Origin of the sequence: Polaromonas sp. (assembly GCF_029945925.1) — a bacterium.
In the GTDB taxonomy this organism is placed as follows: Bacteria; Pseudomonadota; Gammaproteobacteria; order Burkholderiales; family Burkholderiaceae_C; genus Polaromonas.
This window is the reverse complement of record NZ_JAQSDN010000003.1, coordinates 71621-80422: the sequence shown is the minus strand read 5'-3', so window position 1 is coordinate 80422 and position 8802 is coordinate 71621. Positions and strand designations below refer to the sequence as shown.

7 protein-coding genes are annotated in these 8802 nt (G+C 54.1%); 3 read left to right on the top strand and 4 right to left on the bottom strand.

Going from position 1 to position 8802, the window contains the following annotated elements; genetic code table 11:
- From PSV40_RS01235 to PSV40_RS01225, 3 genes are all read left to right on the top strand, one after another.
- The coding region (locus PSV40_RS01235) for a copper-translocating P-type ATPase (RefSeq protein WP_300533293.1) at nt 1-1911 on the top strand (1911 nt) is incomplete at its 5' end.
- A 163-nt stretch (nt 1912-2074) separates the two neighbouring features.
- On the top strand, nt 2075-2584 hold the full coding sequence (locus PSV40_RS01230; RefSeq protein ID WP_300533291.1) for a DUF305 domain-containing protein: 510 nt from the start codon (nt 2075-2077) through the stop codon (nt 2582-2584).
- A gap of 462 nt (nt 2585-3046) precedes the next feature.
- On the top strand, nt 3047-3226 hold the full coding sequence (locus PSV40_RS01225; protein ID WP_300533299.1) for a hypothetical protein: 180 nt from the start codon (nt 3047-3049) through the stop codon (nt 3224-3226).
- Nucleotides 3227-3288: 62 nt separating this feature from the next.
- On the opposite strand, the gene PSV40_RS01220 is transcribed toward PSV40_RS01225, so the two are convergent.
- The 4 genes from PSV40_RS01220 to PSV40_RS01205 all read right to left on the bottom strand — a co-directional run bounded on the left by PSV40_RS01220 (nt 3289) and on the right by PSV40_RS01205 (nt 8486).
- A complete protein-coding gene (locus tag PSV40_RS01220) occupies nt 3289-4200 on the bottom strand; it encodes a hypothetical protein (RefSeq protein ID WP_300533289.1) in 912 nt (303 codons plus the stop codon).
- Nucleotides 4201-4848: 648 nt separating this feature from the next.
- The gene (locus PSV40_RS01215) at nt 4849-5820 is read right to left on the bottom strand and encodes an ATP-binding protein (RefSeq protein ID WP_300533287.1); all 972 of its coding nucleotides are present in this window, start codon (nt 5818-5820) and stop codon (nt 4849-4851) included.
- Between the two features lie 12 nt (nt 5821-5832).
- Nucleotides 5833-7851, bottom strand: coding sequence for a hypothetical protein (locus tag PSV40_RS01210; protein ID WP_300533285.1), 2019 nt, complete (start codon nt 7849-7851; stop codon nt 5833-5835).
- Nucleotides 7848-8486 carry a hypothetical protein gene (locus PSV40_RS01205; protein ID WP_300533283.1) on the bottom strand — a complete coding sequence of 213 codons (639 nt, stop codon included), beginning with the start codon at nt 8484-8486 and terminating at the stop codon, nt 7848-7850. Before PSV40_RS01205 ends, PSV40_RS01210 begins: the two co-directional genes overlap by 4 nt.
- Nucleotides 8487-8802 lie beyond the last annotated feature (316 nt).

Genomic DNA, 8802 nt, shown 5'->3' with positions numbered 1-8802 from the left:
GCGATGTTCGGCCACCGGCTCGGCTGGTTCGAGATGGTTGTGCAGAGTTGGATTGAACTGGTCCTGACGGTGCCCATCGTGTTGTGGGCAGGCTGGCCCTTCTTTGTTCGCGGCTGGCAGTCGGTGATCAACCGCAGCCCGAACATGTGGACCCTGATCAGCCTGGGGACGGGCGCGGCCTTCGTCTACAGCGTTGTAGCCACCGTGGCGCCGGGTGTGTTTCCAACTGCCTTTGTGTCCATGGGTCGCGTCAACGTGTACTTCGAAGCGGCCGCTGTGATCATCTCCCTGACGCTGCTGGGCCAGATGCTGGAGCTGAAGGCCCGCTCGCAAACCTCGGCGGCCATCAAGTCCCTGTTGGGCCTTGCGCCCAAGACAGCACGGCGCATTGGGGCGGACGGGGTTGAGGAAGACGTGCCCTTGTCGAACGTACACATCGGCGACCTCCTGCGTGTGCGCCCCGGTGAGAAGGTACCGGTCGACGGCGTGGTGGTCGATGGCAGCAGCGCCGTGGACGAATCCATGCTGACCGGCGAGCCCATGCCGGTAAGCAAGAAACCTGGCGACAAACTCATCGGTGCCACCATGAACACGGCCGGGGCACTCACCATGCGGTCCGAAAAAGTAGGCTCCGCCACCGTGCTGGCACAGATCGTCCAGATGGTCGCACAGGCCCAGCGCTCCCGCGCACCTATGCAGCGCATGGCCGACGTAGTGGCCGGGTATTTTGTGGTGGGTGTCATCAGTATCGCAATCGCTACGCTCCTGGTCTGGGGCGTGTTCGGCCCGCAACCCAGTTGGGTCTATGGTTTGATCAACGCGGTGGCAGTATTGATCATCGCCTGCCCCTGCGCTCTGGGCCTGGCGACGCCCATGTCGATCATGGTCGCGACCGGACGGGGTGCGACCCAGGGCGTGTTGTTCCGCGATGCCGCGGCGATCGAGAACTTCCGCAAGATCGACACCTTGATCGTGGACAAGACCGGGACGCTGACCGAGGGTCGCCCTGTGTTCGAGCGGGCGATTGCCGCTGCGGGCAGCACCGAGGATGAAGTGTTGCGACTGGCCGCCAGCCTGGACCAGGGCAGCGAGCACCCGCTGGCTGCGGCCATCGTGCGTGCCGCGACTGAGCGCGGCGTGGCGCTGGCAAAGGTGAAAGCTTTCGAGTCCGGCACCGGTATCGGCGTGACCGGCATGGTGGAGGGACAGTCACTGGCCCTGGGAAATACCGCCCTGATGCAGCGGCATGGCGTCGATGTGATGGCTTTACAGACAGACGCCGAGAAGCTGCGAGAACAGGGAGCGAGCGTCATGTACCTGGCGGCGGGCAATAAACTTGTCGGACTGCTTGCTGTCTCCGACCCGGTCAAACCCAGCACGGCCGAAGCCCTGGCGTCGCTCAAGGCAGCCGGTATCCGGGTCATCATGGCCACCGGCGACGGCGTGACCACCGCGCAGGCCGTCGCGAAGCGTCTGGGCATTGAGGAGGTACATGGTGAAGTAAAACCAGCCGACAAGCTCGCACTGGTGGAGAGCTTGCAAGCCGAGGGCAAGGTCGTCGGCATGGCCGGGGACGGCATCAACGATGCGCCGGCGCTGGCCAGAGCCGATGTGGGCATCGCCATGGGCACAGGAACCGACGTGGCCATGAACAGTGCGCAGGTGACCCTGGTCAAGGGCGACTTGCGCGGAATATCGGTGGCCCGGGTTCTTTCAGATTCTACGGTGGCCAATATGAAACAGAACCTGTTGTTCGCGCTGGTCTACAACGCGCTCGGCATTCCTCTGGCAGCGGGGCTGCTTTATCCGTTCACGGGCTGGCTGCTGTCGCCGATGATCGCGGCGCTGGCGATGAGCCTGAGCTCCGCATCCGTGATTGCCAACGCGCTGCGCCTGCGCCGTCGGGACTGACAGCTGCACCATTCATGGAGATACTGCTGGCTCATTTGTGCGAAAAATTGAGGGTGCGGCAGCACTCTCTGCCGAGCCAGCGATCAAAGAAGGCGCGTGAGATTCGCGACTGCAGGAGGCACCGTCGCCTGCTATTTATTCATCAATCCAACTGGAGATCGAAATGAGAAATTCCACCCAGCAGCATCAGCAGCAGCAGCACCACGATAAAGCCATGGCATCCATGAAATACACGACATTTGCCATGATGATTGCTGCAGGATCAATCATCATGTTTGGACTGATGTATTTGAATACCTATGCGCTGGATCACATCTTTTTTAGCGAAACAAGAGCGTACATGACCGTCATCATGGGGGCAACCATGGCCGTGGTGATGCTGCTTTTCATGTGGAAGATGTATCCCAATAAAGTGGCCAACTTCAGCATACTTGTAGGTAGCGTGATCACGATTTTTGCTGCTCTGTGGCTCGTGCGCAGTCAGGTCACAGTGGACGATGTGTCCTACATGCGGGCCATGATTCCCCACCACTCTATCGCCATTTTGACCAGCGAACGTGCAAAAATTACTGATCCGCGTGTACGGAAACTGGCTGATGACATCATTGCCGCCCAGCGCAAGGAGATCGGTGAGATGAAACGTTACATTGAGGATCTGGAGGCCAAGCGATAGGAAGCCGACGTCACGGCTGCGTGGAGGCAGGCTATCATGGCGCGATTCCACGGCTTGATAGTCGGCACTGCATTCGGGGCGATCTTGGATTCGGTTGGTTAGGAGGGATGGACGTATCGACACTAATGTCATCCCGCGATAGGCATTGCGCGATCAGATGCCCATCCGCGAGGTTGCCGCCACCTTCCAAATCTTCAAATATCTAAGGCGAGGCCGATTCTTCCGCTGACAGCGGAAAATTCAATAATTCCCATTCCTCAACCCCAAAGTAGTTGCGAATTGAGCGACGTTGAGGAGCGAAACATTGCATTTGCCGCATTCCACGCTACTAAAATAACTTCTTGCGACCCCGCTTTCGAGAGCAAGATGTTCCTGCGACATGGGCGCCAGTCTGTTGGTTGTGGCCAACGGACTGAGGTTGCTGCGGAAATGAGTTGGAAAGTTTAAGCCTGCATTTTGATCGTGCTAGCCCCGATCAACACGCCCTACCCGCGAAAAATCCGGGATTCGCTGGAAAAGTTGCGCAGCTTGGCCTTCGTGACAGAGCGTGGCCAGCGTCTGGTGCTTTCGGACGTGGCAGATATTCGCATCACCGACAGTCCACCCATGCAGAGGAGTGAAAACGCGCGCCTGTCAGGCTGAGTCTACGTGGACATCCGGGGCCGCAATGTGCTTGGAGATGGCTGATTGCAAACCTAAACCCTTTACCGTTTGAGCAGGTCGATCACCTGACGGGAATGTAGGTAATGCGCCCGATTGAAAGGTTCCGATTCACAAAATTGCGACGTGCCTCCCAGTAACGGCTCCAAAAAAAGCAGTCCAGGTTCAAAATTGGTACCTCGCCCGCTGCAGGCCCAGTGGCGACGTTCGTAGTTGTCGTGATCGCGAAAGTCCCATGCAATCTTTCCTTTGCGTACATCCGTTGCGCAACGTTGTTCCCAAGCGCGAAAACTGTCAAAACAGGCTGCCGCCAAAAGGTTCGCGTTCAACCATGCTTCAAATTCTTTGGACCAATACACTGAAGGAATTGGCGCAGTCACAGAAATCCAGCCCAGCAATCCATATGCAATAGCATTGTGCTCCGGACGTTCCAACAGCCTTGATGGAACGCGCCGGCCCTCCCAATGCATACGCCACCGCATAAACGCCAATGCTGTCGGGCAGAATGCGTCTGTCCTTTCACCTTGAAGATCCCACCAAAGGGACTTCATTGCATAGCGTGCGCAAGCCCGGTGTGCGCAAACCCGGTTCCGCCAGATGTGGCGGCGGATCGTTCTATAGATCACCGTGGCCTCCGCGAGCTTCTGATCAGTGGCATTTGCGACCCCCACTGCACCCGGGGATACTCTGACTTTTTTGGGTTGGGTCACCCTGGCGTTCTCAAATTCATTCGTATCAACAAAAGTGCTTATGGGCGCAAGTAGATGCAACTCCTGTTGCGCTTGTTGGGCTCCTTTAAATGAGACAGCCGTCAATACATCAGTCACAAAATGACGAAACGAAAGTGATCTCTGACGGTTGTCCGGCTTGCTGAGTACAAGGGGCATAAACGGGCTATTAACCGACGCACGGCATTTTTCGATGAGCGTAGGTAGCTGGTCTGCAAATCTGATCATATCTACGTGACTTGCCAAAGCTGCTGCAGATTCGTCAGATAGAGCAAAGCCGTCAATAGGAGAGCTCAAACTCGGCGCAGCGTCTGAGCGACATCGGGGACAACAGAAAAGCGTCCCCCCCGTCGGCGCGTGCAACTCGTACGGCAGTTGGGTTCCGCACTTCTTGCAGCGATGCAGCAAGGCGGTTTTATGGAGCGGGCATGTATGTACGAAATCGAGTTGGTAGACCGCAGAGTGAAACCCGTTGCCTGCGCAAGTGCTACACCATTTGAGGTAAGGCGCCGAACTCCGAGCAGCATTTGGAAAAAGTGTGTCAATGAAACCGGACTGCAAGCTAGCTGGGTCCAGTTTCAAGATATTTGCCAACCGCCCAATGCTTAAGTTGCTGGAGAACCTAAGATCTACTCGTGGATAGTGCGGATGCCCTTTTTCAAATTTGATGCCAGTCTTTGGATTAGGCTTGATGAACACTTCGCATATCTCACGGATTGAAAGAACATTCAATCTTGAGAACTTGGCGATTAGGCAATAGGCAGAATCGCCGCCACTGTACCACTGCGGAAGCCAGCACCACTGGTGACTTGGAGCAGTATCGTAAGTGATGATGACTTTGGGTGCCTGCATCGAGGAATACCAATAGTGCGAACCTTAATCGGCTTCGGTAACAAGTAACAGTTCTTCCTCCGCTGCGGAGAACCTGGAGGCCTTGACTGCCTGTTTCCAAATCTCTGGTGTGAAGCGAAAATCCGGATGGTCTTTTCCGAACTCCGTAATGGCAATCTCGACTGTCCTGGCAAAATAGGTCATAGGCACCTCAAGGTCCGTTCGGAAACCTAAGCCATCGTGCGCATCCTGAAATTCCTGCCACAAAGGAGCGGCCTCTGTGACCAGCCTCATACCCGCGGCCCAGGCTTGAGGAAAGAAAAAACGGGTGAACGACCAATCTTCATTGGGATAAGTTGCCGTGTCATACCCGAGAAGGCAAGTCGCGCACTCCTCTGCAGATCTGATGCCGTGAAACTCAATATCGTCGATCATGAAGCGTCCCACTATCTGGGTTTGCCGCGCTTGTTTTAGAGAAGTTTTTCGGTTCTTCAACTGAGGTTGTCCAATCAGAAAGGTCACCATCCGAAAACCGTTACTTTCAAGTTCATCGTGCACCTCACGCAACCACTCATACTCCTCAATTTCAAGCTTCTGCGCCTCGTCGCCAAACACGACGAGAACGTTCTGCCGCGATGACTGAAGCATTTCGATTAACTTATTGAGCAATCTAGCGCGTTTGACGTGGGCGGATCCTGTCTCTGCTTTCTCGTGACCAATGGCTCTTAAAAGATTTGAAAAGAAAGCTGATTCGTTAGGGGTCTTTTTTTTATGGCAAGCAAAAGTAATCGTCACCAGCTTTGGAAAATCCAGCCGCAGCGTGGCAATGACATGTCGCACGGCATATGTTTTCCCCCATCGTGTCATCGCATAAACAATCGCGCCTGGCACTCTGAGCTTGAGGCATTGCTTGATCCGCAGATAAAGCTCTTCGATAGAGGCCGTTGGCACAATATAGCGTTGCAATATGAGCGGATGGGTTTCCATTGGAACGGGCCGGATGAATTCGTGCGACATAAGCGGTACGCCCTAAAATAGGAGTGTCTTCTTAAGCGTCAGTGGGACAGGGACCACCAGCTCACCCGGCTTGGTTTTTTTCTTCGGAACTGAACGGCTTGCCTGTTCGTCCGAGAGCGCGGTTTCAGGAGGAGCTACCGGCCCGAACGGGCTGTCGCCGAAAGCGGCGGCGGAGTTGGCTGCCGCAATCCCGGCCCGCACCTTTGCTATTGAGTTGCCTGCCCGTTTGCTTTCAGTCGCCGCTTTACGCTTGTTACGCACATATGCCTCTACTGGATCATCGCCAGGACCGACACGAAGAAAGCCAAGCCTAATATTTCGAAGAATTTCTTTACGTAATCGGAGGGAGTGCGGCGTTTTTCGCCATTGCCGGCTGGCCACCAAAATGCCAAGCTCCGAGCCGTCCTCGAAGAAGGCATGGATAGTTCGAATATCTCTTGCGATGAAGTAAATGCGTAAAGTCTTCCCCACAAGTTCGTGCCTGCGGACCAATAAATCGGAGGTGTACTTGACACCTTCGAAATTTATATGGGGAGCCGTCTTGGCGCCCCGTACGACCTTGATCGTTGCTTCTTTTAACAAAAACAATTGATGGCGCCGACTAACCGGGAGCGTCTGAAGCATGAACTCGGGTTTGGATGTCTGATACATCATCGCCTCCAAAGGCGTACGACCACCCAAGGCGCTGCTAGCGTCCCCGTTTGTATTGCCAATTACCACCTCGACCAACTGCTCCAATTCTTCGACTGTCACGAGTCTCGAATGATCCGTCCCAACATCGCCCAGCCTGCGCACCGGGTCTGATGGTTTCGAACCGGTGGTACCCGGGATCTGATGAAAAAATTCCTCAAAAAGGCCGAAAAACCTCTCGATGATGGCTCGATCGTCTGCTATTCCCAATCGTCCCGACATCGTCCAGCAACCAAGTACATCGGCTAGGCGGTCGAGGCTGTCCTGAGCGATGTGGCTTTTCGCGGTATCGTAATGAAACCAAGACAAGCGGTGATATTCCAGTTCCGGCATGACTTCGTTGGGAAAGCCTCCACCCTCTTTGATCTCGAGCCCAGGAATCGTCAATTTCATCCTGCGGTGGGGAACGATAGCGGCCTGAATTGCTTCCGCAACGTCATCCTTGTTGTATTCGACGCCATACGCTATGTAGTAGCCAAGGACGCATCTCGTGCTTACATCTTTGACGACCAGAATCCAGATTCTGGCGATTTCTATCACCGTTTGCATGCCAAACGGATCGTTCACAACCAGGGTCAGTCGTACGTCAATTTTGTGTCCATCAAACTGAACAAGCTTGAACGGAACATTGCCTACCGGCCAACGTTCGAACTCCATATCAGGTTGAGCCTCTACGCTGGCGGGCTGGTCATCTGCCTTGCGATGCGAGCCTTTTTGCTCGAGCGTTATCTGCTTCACCAGAGCCTGAAATGATCTGAAGCCAAGCAAATCCTGATTGAAAGGGTACTCATCGTTTTGTACGCCAAGGTATTTGCACTTCTTGAGAAAGTCCGTGTGAAGCGAACGTACTGACTTTTTGACCTCACGGATTTCCCCTGGACGCAGTGGTTTATTTCGGAGCCTTACGTTTTTACGGCTCCAGGTCTCGAGTGATGGAAATTTTTTCAGGAGTTGCGCCATTGCGCCACTTGCGTTTTTTGTGAAAAGCACGGATGTCGCCTTGACCGCCACGCAACGCTCGTACTCCTTGATGTGCTTGAAAGGAATAAGCCCTCTGAGACCCTGAATGCGTCCATCTTCGGCTTTCACTAGGACCCTTTGAAGCAAGAGATAAAGCTGCTTTGGATCAACACCGGTCAGATCCCTAATTTGCCTAAGAGGTACGTCTTTTTCGGCCACGAAGAGCCTATAAGCTTCGAGATTGTTCTTGTAGGCTTGTCGAAGCTCGAGGGTTAATGCCGACTCGTCAACCGTCGGAAGCTGTTCAAAGTCCGCGAGAATTGCTGGAATCGACGCGCGACTAAACGACGTGTTACCGAATATGAATACGCGAGGCATCATGTTCGACTCACTTCGGTCGAGGGATTGATGGGCAAACTATCGATGGTGTGACATCGAAGCTTTCCTTCAGTTAACAACGTGAATACTGCTGCGCGTACCAGCATGGCGTCGACGTCTGAAATACTTTTTTCGAAGTCTTGCAGCCGCCACTTCGCAGGCATTAGATTAGTGCAGCGATCAACCAGATTTTCAGAAACTTGCCCGCGGTGCGAAATCAGGTGCTGCAGGATGGTGGACCAGTTGTCATACCGGACTCGACGTTTCTCGAATTCGTCAACAAGGACCTCAACAACCTTAGCGTTACAGTCAGCAACCCATTTGTAGAAGTCCACATAGGCAAATTTCTTCTTCTCATTCATCCAAGCCTCGGATTGTTTGGTGAGGAGAAAGAAGGTGGGGACGCCTCCACGCGTAGCCCAGAAATCCACCACTCGCGCCGGCTTTGTGTTTGGAATCACAAGCGCCCTTTCGCAAAGTGCGCTAACTTCAAAGTCTGCTTCGAGATCAATGAACAAACAAAGGGCGCTTTTCCCGTACAGGGTCATACGCCGCCCGGCTTTGAGGCTATACACGTCGAAACGGTATGAACCATGAGGCCTGCGGTTGTCCGCGGGAGTCTCGTAGAAGAGGGCCATGGGTTTGTCCAGATGGGACCTGATCCATTGACTGCCTCTTTTGCCGTGTTGTCAACTTCTCTTCCACGAATTTGGAAATGAAATTGTCAACAGAGCGCCGCTTAAGCGCATGGTTACTGGGTCTTCCCGCTCCAGCCAAATACTTACATGCGGTGAATTTTGGCAACGCCACTCAAACTGAAACAAAATGCTACAGAAACTGCAAATTGGCATGTTCTTTTCCAAATTCGTGGAAAAGAACGTGCCAACAAAGCTGCTGCCTTACAGTGGAGGTGAAGTTGAGAGAGCGTTGGCAACTTCATTTCGCCGGATGAAA

Bases quoted from the DNA above. Each gene is read 5' to 3' on its own strand.
- PSV40_RS01205 (WP_300533283.1), bottom strand. From the start codon at position 8,486: ATGGCCCTCTTCTACGAGACTCCCGCGGACAACCGCAGGCCTCATGGT.
- PSV40_RS01215 (WP_300533287.1), bottom strand. From the start codon at position 5,820: ATGTCGCACGAATTCATCCGGCCCGTTCCAATGGAAACCCATCCGCTC.
- PSV40_RS01220 (WP_300533289.1), bottom strand. From the start codon at position 4,200: ATGATCAGATTTGCAGACCAGCTACCTACGCTCATCGAAAAATGCCGT.
- PSV40_RS01230 (WP_300533291.1), top strand. From the start codon at position 2,075: ATGAGAAATTCCACCCAGCAGCATCAGCAGCAGCAGCACCACGATAAA.
- PSV40_RS01210 (WP_300533285.1), bottom strand. From the start codon at position 7,851: ATGATGCCTCGCGTATTCATATTCGGTAACACGTCGTTTAGTCGCGCG.